General features: G+C 68.6%; 14 protein-coding genes. 6 read left to right on the plus strand and 8 right to left on the minus strand.

Features of this window, described 5'->3' with window-relative positions; genetic code table 11:
• Position 1 precedes the first annotated feature (1 nt).
• The gene (locus FJV46_RS07455; protein WP_370684676.1) at positions 2-1,249 is read right to left on the minus strand and encodes an ABC transporter substrate-binding protein; all 1,248 of its coding nucleotides are present in this window, start codon (positions 1,247-1,249) and stop codon (positions 2-4) included.
• 508 nt (positions 1,250-1,757) lie between these two features.
• On the opposite strand from FJV46_RS07455, the gene FJV46_RS07460 reads away from it, so the two are divergent.
• A complete protein-coding gene (locus FJV46_RS07460) occupies positions 1,758-2,165 on the plus strand; it encodes a PaaI family thioesterase (protein WP_087028244.1) in 408 nt (135 codons plus the stop codon).
• 20 nt (positions 2,166-2,185) lie between these two features.
• Complete coding sequence (locus FJV46_RS07465; RefSeq protein ID WP_087028246.1) at positions 2,186-3,046, plus strand: SGNH/GDSL hydrolase family protein; 861 nt, start codon at positions 2,186-2,188, stop codon at positions 3,044-3,046.
• A gap of 36 nt (positions 3,047-3,082) precedes the next feature.
• On the opposite strand, the gene FJV46_RS07470 is transcribed toward FJV46_RS07465, so the two are convergent.
• Positions 3,083-3,895 carry a tyrosine-protein phosphatase gene (locus FJV46_RS07470; protein ID WP_087028247.1) on the minus strand — a complete coding sequence of 271 codons (813 nt, stop codon included), beginning with the start codon at positions 3,893-3,895 and terminating at the stop codon, positions 3,083-3,085.
• A gap of 128 nt (positions 3,896-4,023) precedes the next feature.
• Here FJV46_RS07470 and FJV46_RS07475 point away from each other — a divergent pair, with 128 nt between their 5' ends.
• The 3 genes from FJV46_RS07475 to FJV46_RS07485 all read left to right on the plus strand — a co-directional run bounded on the left by FJV46_RS07475 (position 4,024) and on the right by FJV46_RS07485 (position 7,103).
• Entirely contained in the window at positions 4,024-4,977 is a 954-nt protein-coding gene (locus tag FJV46_RS07475) for a 1,4-dihydroxy-2-naphthoyl-CoA synthase (protein WP_087028249.1), read from the plus strand.
• A 7-nt stretch (positions 4,978-4,984) separates the two neighbouring features.
• Complete coding sequence (locus FJV46_RS07480) at positions 4,985-6,115, plus strand: AMP-binding protein (protein ID WP_087028251.1); 1,131 nt, start codon at positions 4,985-4,987, stop codon at positions 6,113-6,115.
• A gap of 103 nt (positions 6,116-6,218) precedes the next feature.
• Entirely contained in the window at positions 6,219-7,103 is an 885-nt protein-coding gene (locus FJV46_RS07485; protein WP_087028253.1) for a 1,4-dihydroxy-2-naphthoate polyprenyltransferase, read from the plus strand.
• A gap of 74 nt (positions 7,104-7,177) precedes the next feature.
• On the opposite strand, the gene FJV46_RS07490 is transcribed toward FJV46_RS07485, so the two are convergent.
• A complete protein-coding gene (locus tag FJV46_RS07490) occupies positions 7,178-7,471 on the minus strand; it encodes a DUF4229 domain-containing protein (protein ID WP_087028255.1) in 294 nt (97 codons plus the stop codon).
• A 30-nt stretch (positions 7,472-7,501) separates the two neighbouring features.
• Here FJV46_RS07490 and FJV46_RS07495 point away from each other — a divergent pair, with 30 nt between their 5' ends.
• Entirely contained in the window at positions 7,502-7,960 is a 459-nt protein-coding gene (locus FJV46_RS07495; protein WP_087028257.1) for a PLD nuclease N-terminal domain-containing protein, read from the plus strand.
• A gap of 226 nt (positions 7,961-8,186) precedes the next feature.
• On the opposite strand, the gene ccsB is transcribed toward FJV46_RS07495, so the two are convergent.
• The 5 genes from ccsB to FJV46_RS07520 all read right to left on the minus strand — a co-directional run bounded on the left by ccsB (position 8,187) and on the right by FJV46_RS07520 (position 13,163).
• Positions 8,187-9,218: a c-type cytochrome biogenesis protein CcsB gene (gene ccsB / locus FJV46_RS07500; protein ID WP_087028259.1), complete on the minus strand. Its 1,032-nt coding sequence runs from the start codon at positions 9,216-9,218 to the stop codon at positions 8,187-8,189.
• Positions 9,218-10,936 (minus strand): cytochrome c biogenesis protein ResB, encoded by a 1,719-nt coding sequence (gene resB / locus FJV46_RS07505; RefSeq protein ID WP_087028262.1) that lies wholly within the window; start codon positions 10,934-10,936, stop codon positions 9,218-9,220. Before resB ends, ccsB begins: the two co-directional genes overlap by 1 nt.
• A gap of 52 nt (positions 10,937-10,988) precedes the next feature.
• On the minus strand, positions 10,989-11,744 hold the full coding sequence (locus FJV46_RS07510) for a cytochrome c biogenesis CcdA family protein (protein ID WP_087028670.1): 756 nt from the start codon (positions 11,742-11,744) through the stop codon (positions 10,989-10,991).
• 69 nt (positions 11,745-11,813) lie between these two features.
• On the minus strand, positions 11,814-12,434 hold the full coding sequence (locus tag FJV46_RS07515) for a TlpA family protein disulfide reductase (RefSeq protein WP_370684671.1): 621 nt from the start codon (positions 12,432-12,434) through the stop codon (positions 11,814-11,816).
• Between the two features lie 39 nt (positions 12,435-12,473).
• Positions 12,474-13,163: a histidine phosphatase family protein gene (locus tag FJV46_RS07520; RefSeq protein ID WP_087028264.1), complete on the minus strand. Its 690-nt coding sequence runs from the start codon at positions 13,161-13,163 to the stop codon at positions 12,474-12,476.
• Between the last annotated feature and the right edge of the window lie 15 nt (positions 13,164-13,178).

The following is a 13,178-nucleotide window of genomic DNA, read 5'->3' on the forward strand; positions in this document are numbered from 1 at the left end:
GCTACAGGGCGTTCACAGCGGTGACGAACTTGTCCCAGGAGGACGCGGCGTCGTCGGTGTTGTCGACGTCGACCCGGGTGAGGGCCTGCTGCATCGCATCGTTGATCGCGAAGTACTTGGGTCCCTTGAACGGGGTGACTTCGACGGCGGTCGCGCGGTTGGCCAGGATCTCGCCGGTCGGTGCGTCATTGAAGAACGGATCGACCTGGCCCAGGAGTTCGTCGCTGTCGAGCGCATCGACCTGGCTCGGGAACGTGCCCTTGGACTCGAAAGCCTTGATCTGCTGCTCCGGAGCGGTGAGCCATTCGGCGAGCTTCTTGGCTTCGGCCTGGTGAGCACCCTGGGTGGGAACGGTCAGGTAGGAACCGCCCCAGTTGCCGCCGCCACCGGGGAAGACATCGGCGATGTCCCAGCCCTCGATCCCCTCGGCGTTGCCCTCGATAATGCCGAGCATCCAGCCGGGGCAGAGCTTCGTGGCGAAGGCGTCGGACTGGAAGCTCGCGGTCCAGTCGTCCTCCCACTGCGTGAGGTGGGCCGAGAGGTCGTCCTCGACGGACGCCTGCAGGACCTGCTCGTAGATGTCCTTGACCTCGGAATTCTCCGTGGCCATGACGGTTCCGTCGTCCTCCTCATAGGCGTTCTGGACCTGGTTGATCATGCCCTGGTAGGTGGCTCCTGCCGAGTCGAACCAGGCCACGCCGTCGCTGGCGGCGACGAACTCCTTGCCGGCGTCGAAGTAGTTCTGCCAGTCACCCTCGAGCATCTTCGCGACGGACTCCCGATCGCTCGGCAACCCGGCTGCCTCGAAGAGGTCGGCGCGATAGCAGACGCCCTGGGGCCCGACGTCCGTTCCGTACCCGATGAGCTGTCCGTCCTCGGTGGTGGCCGCGGCGGTCTTCCAGTCGAGCCATCGCCCCTCGACCGCGGGGTCGGTCAGGTCGACGAACTGGTCGGGGTACTCGAGGAGCTCGGGAAGCCAATCGACCTCGATGCCCTCGATGTCCGAGAGTCCGGACCCGGCGGCGAGCCGCGTGGTCAGATTGTCGCGGGCCTCGTTCGACGTCGCGGCCTTCTTGTGCTGGATGGTGACGTTCGGGTTGAGCTCCTCGTATTCGCCGAAGAGTTCCTCGTAGCCGAATTCGTTGAACGTGCCGATGGAGAGGGTGACGTCCTCGGTCCCGGTCTCGCCTTCGACGCCGGCGCTGTCGGAGCCGTCGGATCCGCCCGAACCGCAGGCGGTCAGGGCCATGGCGAGGCATGCGGCGGCGGCGGACAGTGCGGTGATGCGTGCTCTGCTGTGCACGGGTGACTCCTTTGTCAGATTGATGCCCTGCGAGCGCAGGGAATCGGGGTGTATCGGCGGGCGATGGTGCCTGGTCCGGGGTTCCCTGCGCTCGGCAGGGGAGCCCGGTGTCCTGGGGGTTGCGGCGGCGGATCGCGGAGCACCCGCGACCCACCGCCGGTGCGAGTGGATGGCAGTCGCGGAGCTTTCCCTGCAGGATGATCAGTCCCGGTGGGAGCGCTCTCACTCTGTGCGATCATCCTGACTATGACCTACACCACTGTCAAGTGGGAGCGCTTCCACCGAGGGTGGGCGGGATCGGAAACCGCGCATCACCGCAGGTCAGAAGCACCTCGCTGGTCTGTACGACACCGAATCGTTACCGGTCCGTCGATTTTTCGGGCCGACCACGGGCACGCGCCAACCCGCTAGAGTGGCCGACGACCGACCCCTCGAACCTCGCCTGGAGCATGTCATGACGCACGAGCCCCTCCCCCCGTGGACCATCACCCTCGGCGAGCTCGACGAGAAGATGGGCGTCCAGATCCTCGAACAGTCAGTGGACCGCGTCGTCGCGACCATGCCGGTCGAGGGCAACCGCCAGTCGTTCGGCCTTCTCCACGGCGGGGCCTCGCTCGCGGTGGGCGAGGCCGTCGGCTCCTGGGCCGCCGTCATCCATGCCTCCACCCTCGGCCGGACCGCCGTCGGCGTCGACGTCTCGGCGACCCATCACAAGGGGGCACGGGAGGGCTCCGTGACGATCACCGCCACCCCCCTCCACCTGGGCAGAACGCTGACCACGCACCAGGTGCTGATCACCAATGCGGCAGGTCAGCGCCTGTGTACCCTGCGGATCACGAATCTCCTGCTGGACAAGCACTGATCCGCGAGTACCGTTGGGCCATGACTCCCCCCGCGCGCACCCCCCGGAAGCACCTCCTCAGGTTCATCACGTTCGCCGCGACAGCGGGCATCCTCCTGTCCGGTGGTGCCGGACCGGCCGTTGCCGCCCCGAAAGCCCCCCTCTCCTACGTGGCGCTCGGGGACTCCTACGCCTCCGGTTTCGGCGCGGGCTCCTATGCGGCCTGCGGCCAGTCACCGCTCGGCCTGCCGGGGCTCCTCGACCGCAAGAAGCAGGTGGAGCTCATCGGGAACGCGACCTGCGCCGGAGCGAAGGTCGTGACGGAGCCGGGAGGCGCGCTCGACCTCCCGGAGCAGGTCACGCGGGCGCGAGGGGCCGGAGCGCTGTCCCCCGCCACGGATCTGGTCACCATCTCGGCGGGTGGGAACGACGCCGGCTTCGGAGAGGTCGCCGGTGTCTGCGCCACCCAGCCCACCGAGGTCTGCATCCGGGTCATCGCGGGCCAGAACGCGGCCGCCCTGCCGGTCCTGAGCCGGAATCTCGACACCCTCTACACTTCGATCGAGTCGGCCGCCCCCGGCGCCACGGTGGTGGTCACCGGATACCCGCACCTGTTCTCCCCGGAGTTCGGGAACCCCGTCATTCCCCTCGCCTCCCAGACGGCGTTCAATGCGGGTACCGATGCGCTCAACAGCGTCATCCGCCAGCAGGCCGAAGCACACGGCTTCACCTTCGTCGACGTCGTCCCGAAGTTCCGGGGCCACGGACTCGGTTCCCCGGATGCCTGGATCACGTTCCGCGTCGGTGCGGAGGACAACCTGCATCCCACGGCCGAGGGCTACGCGTCGGGCTACTTCCCTGCTGTGCGCAGCTCGGTCAACCTCGCCCAGCTCCAGCGCTGACCGCTCACGGGGCGGGAGTCCTGCCCAACCGGATCGTCACGGCCGGCGAGGCACCGGGCCCGGTCCGGTGAGCCGTTCCCTGAGCAGGCGGAGATCGCGGTCGCTCACTCCGGCGTGGGCGAGGAAGCGGCCGGCATCGAGCGCTGCGAGGAACTCCGCGAGGTGTGCCCGCGTGTGCGCAAGCCACGCGTCGAGTTCCTCGTCCGAGCGCGGCCTCTCGTGGGGCACCTCCTGCGTCCGGTACCGATCGTTGATCGCCCTGACCGCAGCGGCGTAGTCCTCGACGATCGCCGCGTGGGGCACTCCCACGGCGTCGAGCAGCAGCGCCACCACCATGCCGGTGCGGTCCCTGCCCGCCGCACAGTGGATGACCACGCCACCCGGTGGCGCAGAGATCACGGCCCGGACGATCTCCGCGAACTTGGCGGGCCATCGGTCGAGGTTCTCGCGGTAGTGCTCGGGAGTGCTCAGATAGGGGCCGGTGAGTGCCAGGAATTCCTCGTTCGAGCGGTCCTCCGTGGGCAGGTTCAGCACCGAGAAACGCTCGAGCACACCTGGCTCGACCACGGGGTCGGCCTGTCGCCTCCCGAGCTCGAAAGGATTTCGCAGGTCGATGACGGTGCGCACGCCCTGGTCCCAGGCCTGGTCCCAACCCGTCGCAGTCAGCCACTCGTGACGGCCCATGCGGTAGAGGCACCCGGGAACCACCGTCCCGGTCCCGCCGAGATCCCGGGCGTTGACGGCTCCCTCCCACAGCGGACCGCGAGGGCCGGGCGTGGCGATCGGTGCGGCGGCGCCGGACAGAGCCTGCGCCACCGCCGGGGACGGGGAGACGGGAGTGGCTTCCATGGGCGAAGCGTAGCAAGCACGATCCCGCGCGCGAGGGGCAGGCACAGGGCGGACAGACGTTCGCGGCCGGCTCCATCCGTCGCACACCGGGCGGGCGTGGGCCGGTCCCGCGCGGCTAGACTCGTCGGGTGACTTCAGAGCTCCCGCCGACGGTATCCGACATCTTCGACCCCTTGCGGTGGAGGCTCGTGGCGGGGTTCGAGGACTTCGCGGACATGACCTACCACCGCGAGGTGGAGCGCGACGCGGACGGCACCGTGATCCGGGACCTGCCGACCGTCCGGATCGCGTTCGACCGGCCCGAGGTCCGCAACGCCTTCCGGCCCGGGACCGTCGACGAGCTCTACCGGGCCCTCGACCACGCACGCATGACACCGGACGTCGCCACCGTCCTGCTCACGGGCAACGGGCCGAGCCCCCGCGATGGCGGCCACTCGTTCTGTTCGGGCGGCGACCAGCGCATCCGGGGCCGTGACGGCTACCGCTACGCGGAGGGCGAGACCAGGGAGACCATCGACCCCGCGCGGGCGGGCCGCCTCCACATCCTCGAGGTGCAGCGCCTCATCCGGACCATGCCGAAGGTCGTGATCGCCGTCGTCAACGGGTGGGCGGCGGGGGGCGGGCACAGTCTCCACGTCGTGGCCGACCTCACCATCGCTTCCGCCCAGCACGGGAAGTTCAAGCAGACGGATGCAACCGTGGGAAGCTTCGACGCCGGCTACGGGTCCGCCCTCCTCGCACGGCAGATCGGTCAGAAGAAGGCGCGGGAGATCTTCTTCCTCGCGCGGGCGTACTCGGCAGCCGAGATGGTGGAGATGGGCGCCGTCAACGAAGCCGTGGACCACGCCGAGCTGGAAACCGTGGCACTCGGTTACGCGGCCGACATCGCACGGCAGAGCCCCCAGGCCCTCCGGATGCTCAAGTTCGCCTTCAACCTCGCGGACGACGGCCTCGCGGGCCAGCAGGTCTTCGCAGGGGAGGCGACACGCCTGGCCTACATGACGGACGAGGCGGTGGAGGGCAAGGAGGCCTTCCTCGACAAACGCGCGCCCGACTGGTCCTCGTTCCCCTACTACTTCTAGGAGCGGCGTGGAACTTCTTCCCGTCCACACCCCCGACGGCTACGACCCCCTCGAGCTGCTGAAGCCGCTTGCGGCTGCCCTCGCCGGAGAGGGACCCGCCGTCGCACCGCATGCGGTGCCCGGCCAGGTGTTCGAGGGCACCCTGCCGAATGACGAGATAGCCGCCGTGATCAGCACCTCGGGGTCCACGGGCACCCCGAAACAGACCATGCTGAGCGTCGATGCCCTCGCGGCGTCCGCCATGGGCACCGCCTTCGCCCTGAAGGCCGAAGGCCAGTGGCTCCTCACGCTGCCCGTCCACTACGTCGCAGGGTTCCAGGTCCTGGTCCGTTCACTCTTCGCCGGCACGCAGCCCTGGGTCATGGACGCCTCCCACGGCTTCACTCCGGAGTCCTTCACCAAGGCCGCGGCCGAACTGACGGACCGCGTCCGCTTCACCTCGCTGGTCCCCACGCAACTCCACAGGCTCTTGACCGACCCGACTCCCGAGACCCTGCGCCTGTTGCGCCGGTTCGACCGCATCCTGCTCGGTGGAGCGCCGGCCGGTGCTGCACTGCGGTCCCTCGCACGGAGCCATGACCTGAAGATCACGGAGACCTACGGCATGAGTGAGACGTGCGGCGGGTGCGTCTACGACGGCACCCCGCTCGACGGCGTCGAAATCACCTCGGTGGGCGGCCGCCTGCGCATCGGCGGGGGCGTCCTCGCGGACGGCTACCTCGGCTCGGCCTCCCTGACCGAGGAGAAGTTCGTCTTCAACAGCGGACGGCGCTGGTTCGTCACCGACGACGCCGGCGACGTGGCCCTGGACGGTACCGTCACCGTGCACGGACGGCTCGACGACGTCATCATCACAGGCGCCCTCAAGGTGTCGGCCGCCAGGGTGACCGACGTCATCGAGGAGCTTCCCGGCGTCGAACAGGCCATGGTCATCGGCATCAGCAGCGAGGAATGGGGGTCTGCCGTCGCTGCGGCGATCGTCGGCGACGTCGACGCGGAGGTCATCCGCCAGGCCGTGCACGTCGAACTGGGTGCGCATGCGGTGCCGAAGGCGATCGTGACGCTGGATGCGTTCCCGCTGCTGCCCGGCGGCAAGCCAGACCGCAGGACCGTCCGCGCCCTGCTCGAGCGCGCCTAGGACACTGCCCGGGGGAACCCCCACCAGCACTCTCACCAGCACGGATCTCCAACACCGACTTCCGCCCCGCTCGACCCGTTCGACCGACCCGAAGGACTTTCCTGTGGCAACTGCCGCCCAGTGGCTCGAAGGAGCCCGTCCCCGCACGCTGCCCCTGGCGTTCGCCCCCGTGATCATCGGGAGCGCCGCGGCCTTCGGACTCGGCTCGTTCGCGCCGGTCAACGCCGTCCTCGCCGCGGTCGTCTCCGTTCTGCTGCAGGTGGGCGTCAACTACGCGAACGACTACTCGGACGGCATCCGCGGGACCGACGACGAACGTGTGGGTCCCCTGCGACTGACCGGCTCCGGCGCAGCCGAGCCCCGCCAGGTGAAGCTCGCAGCCTTTGCCAGTTTCGGCGTCGCCATGCTGGCCGGACTGGTGCTGATCATCCTGTCCGGCGCGTGGTTCGGCCTCCTCGTCGGCGTGGGCTGCATCGCGGCGGCCTGGGGCTACACGGGCGGCAAGAACCCCTATGGTTACCGCGGCCTCGGTGACGTCTTCGTCTTCGTGTTCTTCGGGCTCGTCGCCACGCTCGGCATCACCTTCACGCAGGCCGACCGGTTGAGCGCCGCCGCCTGGGTGGGCGCCGTCTGCACGGGGCTCATAGCGACCGCCCTCCTGATGGCCAACAACGTCCGTGACATCCCGACGGACAGCGTGGTGGGCAAGAAGACGCTCGCAGTGCGGCTCGGGGACACCGCCGCGCGTGCCAGCTACGTGGTGATGCTCGCCGTCGCCATCCTGCTGCCACTGCTGCTCAGCCCCACGTATCCCTGGATACTCCTGGTCCTGCTGCTCGTCCCGGTATGCGTGGTGCCGATCAGGCTGATGCTCACCGGAGACAAGCGTGCGAGCCTGATCCCCGTGCTGAAGCAGACGGGACTCATCAATCTCGCCTTCAGCCTGCTGTTCGCCGCAGGCATCGTCCTCACCGTGGTCATCGCGTAGCCGGTCCCGCGCTCAGCCGATGTGCGGAGTGACGCTCGCACCGGGCTCCTCCGATCGCGCGCGTCCGGGGCAGCTCACCGCCGCTTGCGGTCCGTGTTGACCGGGGTGTTCGGGTCCAGGGCGTCCTCCGCCGCGGCGTCGTCGAGTTCCACGGCCGTCCGGACCGGAGGGGCGCCGGGCGTGAGCCTTCGCTGCAGGGTAGCCGCTGCGGCGTCCCTGAGATCGCGGGCGAAGAGGTAGGTCACGCACCAGGCGAGGATCGCCGCCACGACGGCGGAGAAGAAGATGCCCAGACCCAGCAGCATGCAGGCTACATAGAACACGACGATCAGCAGGAGGCGCAGGGCGCTGAATTTGAGGAAGGCCACGCTTCAAGGTTACTCGCCTACACTTGGCAGATGCCCCGCCTCCTGCTCTTCGCCGCGATCCTGGGGGTCGCCGTCATCATCTACGCGCTGATCGATTGCGTGATGAGCCGCAAACACGAGGTGCGGAGCATCTCCAAGACGGCCTGGTTCATCACCATCCTGGTCCTGCCGATCATCGGGGCCGGTATGTGGTTCCTCTTCGGCCGGCCCCGGGGGGAAGGGCCCTCCGGTCCGCGCCGTCCCGCACCACGGAAGCCGACCGCGCCGGACGATGATCCCGCCTTCCTGCAGAACCTGGAGACACAGCGCCGGCAGCAGGCCCGCGAGCAGGAACGGCGGCGTCGGGAACGCGAGGAGCGGGATCGTGCGGCCGAGTCGAAGGAGAACGGCCAGGACAAACCCGTGCAGGACGGAAAACAGGACGGAAAGCCGGACGGCGAGGGCAACGACGACGCCGGATCGGGGTCCACCGGCGCTCACCGGCCCTGAGGGATCGCGGCGCCCGCCTCCCGAACGAACGAAGGCAGGGGACGAGACGGCCCTCGCCCATGCACACGAACCGAGCAGACCCACCACGAAGCCCCGCGGCTGCAGTCGCGGGGCTTCGTCATTCGGTAGCCGTCCTCAATATCGGTCCTCGGTATCGGTCTTCAGTGTCGATATTCAGTGTCGATACTCAGTGTCGATCCGGTCCGTCGAGGCTGCACAGCTACTCCTAGACGCCGGAGTAGCTGTGCAGTCCCGAGAAGTAGATGTTGACGATCGTGAAGTTGAACACGATGCAGAGGTAGCCGACGATCGAGAGCCATGCCGCGCGCGTACCCGTCCACCCGCGGGTGGCCCGGGCATGCAGGTACCCCGCGTAGACGGTCCAGATCACGAACGTCCAGACCTCCTTGGTGTCCCAGCCCCAGTACCGGCCCCAGGCCTGCTCCGCCCAGATGGCACCCGCCATGAGGGTGAACGTCCAGCCGACGAAGGCGATGGCGTTGAGACGGTAGGAGAGGTTCTCCAAACTCAGGGCGGACGGCACGAGGCGGAGGAACCTGGCCGTGTCCGTCCTGCCGGCGAGCAGCTTCGCCTCGCGGGACGTCTGCAGGAGCTGCAGGACCGACATGGCGAAGGTGATGGTGAACAGGGCCGAGGAAGCGACGGCGATGGAGACGTGCACGATCAGCCAGTAGCTCTGCAGGGCCGGGATGAGCCGGGCGACGGGTGTGGGGAAGCCCACGGTGGCCGCACACAGCATGACGACCACGAGCCCCAGGACGAACGAACCGACGAAACGCAGGTCCTTGCGCGTGAGCGTGATCAGGAAGATGGCCGCGACGAGGAAGGCGCCCGTGGTGCAGAACTCGTACATGTTGCCCCACGGAACGCGGTGAGCAGCGATGCCCCGGGTGACGACGGCGGAGCCGTGGATGATCGCCGCGACGACCGTCAGGGCGACGGCGATGCGGGCTGCTCCACGGCGTGGGCCGGCGCCGTAGTCCATCGAGTCGTCGGCCGTGGCCGGCATGGATGACGGGACGGACTCCGCGGTGCCGCCGCGTCCGCCGACCCCTGCGAGGCTGCGCTCCGGAGCGGCCTTCCCGCTCGCGAGCCCGGACTCGAGGGTGCCGATGGTCGTACTGGACTTCACGAGGTCCAGGACGAAGAAGATGAGGGCCACCACATAGGCGATGGAGGCCAGCAGCATGAAGAGCTCGCTGATCTGCCCGAGCTCGGCGTTGACGGGTTGTGGCATCAGTTGTCCTTAGTCATGGTGCGTGAGTCCCCCGTGCCGGCGGCCGTCGGAACGGTCTCCTGCACGCTATTTTCCCCTGCGGTGCCGCTCGGCACCAACCAGTGATCCGCGAGCAGCTTCTCGACGGCCTCGCCCTCACCGGACAGCCGGTGGTCCTCACCGCGTGCGAGCAGTCCGTACTCCACCAGGATCCGGCCGTCCGGGTGTTCGCCCGTCCGGACCCAGAGCCGGCGGCGCCCGATGAACAGGGACGCCGTCAGGCCGAGCAGGGCCGAGGTCGAGAACACGAGCGCCCCGACCTCCCCGGGGTCGTGGTGGATGTCGAGGGCCACGTAGCGCCTCAGCCCGTCGAAGGTGACCGAGCCCTTGCCCTCCGGGAGGTCGTAGGTCTCGCCGACACCGAGGACGATGCCGCCGTCGTCGTTGTTGCGGCTGTTCAGCTCCGTCAGGCTCTCGGTGTCGAGGACGTACACGTTCTCCGGCGTTCCGTCGTCGAGCCCGAGATCACCGTAGTAGGAGTTGAGGTTGAGCTGCGGGTTGAACGGATCGGGATCCCGCGAGAAGGAGACCCCCTCGTCGTCGACGAAGGCGGTGGGCAGGAAGAACCCCACGAAGCCGAGCTGGTCCGGCTTCGCATCGGGTGCCTTGATCACGATCAGCGAGGTGTAGAGACCGTCCGACGGCACGGAGACGACCGGTCCCTCGGATGCGATGTTCCCCTCGCCGTCGCGCACGGTCACCATGGGCGCGTAGCCGTTGCCCACGAGGTACACGTTCGTTCCCCCGATGGTCACGGGTGCGTTGACCTTGAGGACCTGCTGCTCCTCCGCGGCGCCCGGCCCGTCCTGCGTGGTGATGTTGGCGGTGAAGTCCAGCGGCTGGCCGTAATGGCTCGTCTGCTCGCGATCGAACCGCACGTCGAAGGAATCCAGGGTGATGGAGTAGGGCTCGAGCCGGTTCGCCGAGAAGTTGGAGCCGGGGTTGAAGCTGTCGTAGCCGATCAGGGTGTTGACGAAGCTGTCGCCCTCCACGACCACCTTCTGCCCGTTGTAGCCGAAGAGGCCGCCGATCGCGACCGACACGAGCACACCGATGAGGGAGGTGTGGAACACCAGATTGCCGAGTTCCTTGGCGAGCCCGCGTTCCGCACCGACCGAGGGTCTGTCGGTCGCCGCATCACGCACGTCCACCCGGTAGCCGCGCTTCTTGAGGAGGACTGCGGCCTGCTCGGCCGCGCCGGACGGCGTGAGGCCCGCCGCGCGCGCGCGCTCGGCAGGTACCTCGAGCGTCCCGTGGACGGGAAGCCGTGACAACCGCTTGGGCGTGCGTGGGGGCGTGGAGCGTACGGCCCGGAAGTGTGCCCGGGCCCGGGGCACCACACAGCCGATGAGGGAGATGAAGAGCAGGAGGTAGATCGCGGAGAACCAGACCGACGAATAGACGTCGAAGAGCTGGAACCAGTCGAGGACCGGGCCGGTGTCCGGGTTGTCCTGGATGTACTGCGTGACCACCGCGGGATTCGCGGGCCGCTGCGGGAAGAGTGATCCGGGGACGGCCGCGACGGCCAGCAGCAGCAGGAGGAAGAGCGCCGTGCGCATGCTCGTGAGCTGCGTCCACGCCCAGCGGAGGGTGCCGAAGAATCCGAGGGAGGGCAGGACGACGTCGGCCCGGGCGGTAGCCGCCCTGCCCTCCGTGCCCTCTGCGGCGTCCTGCTTCACTGTGCCCTTCCCGTTCGTCGATTCCCGTACCGGCCTGCTCCGCTGACACGCGTCATATCGGCAGCACCACGTTCCCGATCAGGAGGTCCTGCAGCCGGGTGATCCAGGTGTTCCAGAGTCCCGTGACCATGAGCACGCCGACCAGGACCAGCAGGCCTCCCCCGGTGCGCTGCAACAGCAGCCGGTGCCTGCGGAAGAAGGCGAGCGCTCCCATGCCCCGCCGCACTCCGAGCGCGATGAGGAGGAACGGCACACCGAGTCCGAGGCAGTAGGCGAACGTCAGCAAGGCGCCTTTGAGCGCCGTCGCGTCGTTGCCCGAGATGGCCAGGAGCTGGACGGCGCCGAGGGTCGGGCCGATGCAGGGCGCCCAGCCGAGACCGAACGTGAGGCCGAGCAGCGGGGCTCCCAGGAGACCTGCCGGCACCCTGGCGTGGACGCGGCTCTCGCGCTGGAACCAGGAGAAACCACCCATGAACACGATGCCGAGGAGGATCACCACCACGCCGAACACCTGGATGAGCCAGCCCTGCGAGACGCGCAGGAAGGCGCCGAGTTGGCCGAACAGCGTGCCATAGGCCATGAAGATCACGGAGAAACCGAGCACGAACAGCCCGATGCCGGCGAACATCCGTCCCCTGCGCTGCTTCTCGAGGTCCACTCCGGTCAGTCCGGTGACGTAGCCGAGGTAGCCGGGGACGAGGGGCAGCACGCAGGGCGAGGCGAACGAGACGAAACCCGCCAACAGCGCGACCGGCAGGGCGAGGAGCATGGAACCGTTGAGGACGGCGTCGGCGAAGGCGTTCCCCACGGTGAGGGGAACGACGGCGGAGGACGACACTGCACTCGCCAGGATCACGGGTGCCGTTCGCGCGGAGCGCTACTCGGCGAGAGCATCGGTGATCAGTGCCTTGAGCGTGCTGCGGTCCGCGAGGCCGAGGATCCGCGCGGCCACCCGACCCTCCTTGTCGAGGACGATCGTGGTGGGGACGGCCTGCGGCGGCACGTACTGCGTCATGTCCAGCAGCACCCCGCCGTCCTTGTCCTCGAAGCTCTGGTACGGGATGCCGAAGCTCCGCTCGAAGGCCTCGGCGGTGGCCTGTTCGTCCCGGATGTTCACGCCGTAGAACTCCGCCCCCTGGGGAGCGTACTCGTCGTGCAGGGAGACCAGGTCGGGGGCTTCCGCGCGGCAGGGGGCGCAGGACGCGTACCAGAAGTTGAGGACGGTCACCTGGCCGTCCCACTCCGTGCTCGACACCGTGGTGCCGTCGAAGAGTGTTCCGGTGACGTCCACCGGCTCCCCACGGTCGTCGGCCGCGTACTCGGTCACGGATCCATCGCCCGCGATGTAGTTCTTGCCGTCGCCGGCTGCCGCCTGCTGTGCCAGCGGGTCCTCCGCGGCGCAGGACGTCATGACCAGCGACACGGGCACGCTGAGGGCCAGAGCCACGCCCAGCCTGAGCAGGGGGCGGCGCCTCGTGGAGCGGGCGTTATCGGTCACGGCTTCTTCCGTTGATTTCTACGACGTGTAGTAATTCTATTACGCGCCGGGGACATTCGCGGCACCGGGGAGCAGGTCCGAACAGGGCTCGCTGTAGCGCACGCGCCGGATGGCCTCCCCGTCGAAATCGAGGGACGTCACCGATGTCAGTGTGCACTCGCGCTGACGCGGGTCGTGCCAGAGCCTGCGGTGCTCGGCCGCGAGCCGCGTCACCCAGATGGGGAGCTGGTGGCTCACGAGGATTGCCTCGGGCGGCGCTTCGCCCCCGGCCGAGCCGGCGCCGGGGCCGGCGAGCGCCAGGGCGGCACGGCGCGCGGACTGCACTCCCTCCAGGACGCGGGAGACCTGCTGGCTGTAGGGCTCGCCCCAGGAGGGGAGAAAGGGATTGACGAGCAGTGGCCAGTACCGCGGCTGGCGGAGCCTGCTCTTGATGCGGGACATCCCCTCGAAGCGGTTCTCCGCCTCGATGATGCGCTCGTCCGTGGTGATCGGGAGACCGAGTGCCTCCGAGACGGGCTGCGCGGTCTCCTGCGCCCGGGTCAGGGGGGACGCGACGAGCAGCACGATGTTGGCGCCGCCCTCGCGCCGCTGCTCGAAGTAGCCGGCCATCTGGTCAGCCATACGCCGACCCAGCTCCGAGAGGTGGAACTCGGGGAGGCGCCCGTACAGGACACCCTCCGGGTTGTGGACCTCACCATGGCGCACCAGGTGGACAGTAGATCGCTGCATCCCCCCAGTTTCCCG

It is taken from the genome of Arthrobacter agilis (assembly GCF_006494655.1).
GTDB lineage: Bacteria > Actinomycetota > Actinomycetes > Actinomycetales > Micrococcaceae > Arthrobacter_D > Arthrobacter_D agilis.

What these genes read in the sequence shown, in the direction of transcription:
- ccsB (WP_087028259.1), bottom strand. Translation starts at nt 9,218, where the DNA reads ATGCCACAACCCGTCAACGCCGAGCTCGGGCAGATCAGCGAGCTCTTC.
- FJV46_RS07465 (WP_087028246.1), top strand. Translation starts at nt 2,186, where the DNA reads ATGACTCCCCCCGCGCGCACCCCCCGGAAGCACCTCCTCAGGTTCATC.
- FJV46_RS07470 (WP_087028247.1), bottom strand. Translation starts at nt 3,895, where the DNA reads ATGGAAGCCACTCCCGTCTCCCCGTCCCCGGCGGTGGCGCAGGCTCTG.
- FJV46_RS07520 (WP_087028264.1), bottom strand. Translation starts at nt 13,163, where the DNA reads ATGCAGCGATCTACTGTCCACCTGGTGCGCCATGGTGAGGTCCACAAC.
- FJV46_RS07495 (WP_087028257.1), top strand. Translation starts at nt 7,502, where the DNA reads ATGCCCCGCCTCCTGCTCTTCGCCGCGATCCTGGGGGTCGCCGTCATC.
- FJV46_RS07455 (WP_370684676.1), bottom strand. Translation starts at nt 1,249, where the DNA reads ATGGCCCTGACCGCCTGCGGTTCGGGCGGATCCGACGGCTCCGACAGC.
- FJV46_RS07460 (WP_087028244.1), top strand. Translation starts at nt 1,758, where the DNA reads ATGACGCACGAGCCCCTCCCCCCGTGGACCATCACCCTCGGCGAGCTC.